This is a genomic window from Methylobacterium sp. J-070, from assembly GCF_022829385.1.
Taxonomy (GTDB): domain Bacteria; phylum Pseudomonadota; class Alphaproteobacteria; order Rhizobiales; family Beijerinckiaceae; genus Methylobacterium.
The window spans coordinates 1-1,034 of the sequence record NZ_JAKSXX010000001.1; the positions used below are offsets into that span (position 1 = coordinate 1).

Below are 1,034 nucleotides of genomic sequence, written 5' to 3' on the forward strand. Positions count from 1 at the left end.
GGCGCGTTTGAGACGTAGATCAGGTCGCGGTTGCGCATGCGGAAGGCCTGGGAGACGAACAGGCTGTTGGGGTCGCGCATGTCGATGCGATAGACGGTGGGCACGAGCGGGGTGCCGAGCAGCTTCGAGCCGGGGCTGAGCCGGCGCACGACGCTGGCGGGCTCGAACCGGAAGATGAAGGTGCCGGCCGGGTCTGCGGCGAAGTCGGACAGGCCGCGGGCCTTGGCCAGGGCCTGGGCGAGGGTGATGCCGTCGGCCTGGAACGGCAGCTCGGTGCTGTTGCCCAGGGCGCCGACCGCGATGAAGGTCTGCGGATCGCGCACCAGGGTGAGCACGTCGTTGGGCCGCAGGTAGATGTTCTCCTTGGGGTTGGACACCACCGTGGTCAGCGGCACCGTGGCGGTGAGCGGCCCGCGCGAGAGCCGCACGAAGGTCTCGTTGACCGGCGCGCGGTTGCCGCCGGCGGCCGCGATGACGTCGAGGATGCGGTCGCCGTGGCCCGAGAGCGGCAGGCGGGCGCCGGCGGCGCCCTCGCCGGTGATGGTCACCGCCTGGCTGATCGGCCGGGTGACCGAGACCAGCACCTGCGGCTGGATCGCCTTGCCGGCGAGTTCGTTCTCGATCAGCGTCTGGACGTCCTGGGGCCGGCGCCCGGCGACCTTGATGCGGCCGGCATAGGGCACCGAGATGGCGCCGTCGCGCCCGACCGGCTGCTCGGGGATGAGGGCGGATTTCGACCCGGCCGAGAACCGGTCGGCGACCAGCGGCCCGGAGAACAGCCCGCCCGAGCCGGCTTCCCAGACCGAGACCGAGACCATGTCGCCGATGCCGATCACCGGCTCGGCGGAGGGGCGGTGGTCCCCGAACGAGGCCAGCAGGCTGTCGAGCGGCCGGCCGCGCAGGGACTCGACCACGGCCGGCGTCACGTCGATGATCTCGTAGCGCGCCAGGATCCCGCCGTCCGGCGTCGCCACTTCCGCGCCCGACTGGATCGCGCTCGCCGTCGGACCCGCCGCAGGCAGGTACGTGCAGCC

At 72.5% G+C, this 1,034-nt stretch carries 1 protein-coding gene; it reads right to left on the reverse strand.

What is annotated here, in order from left to right:
- Positions 1–1,034, reverse strand: a 1,034-nt coding sequence (locus MKL01_RS00005) for a polysaccharide biosynthesis/export family protein (protein ID WP_243903201.1), incomplete at both ends; no start/stop codon positions are given.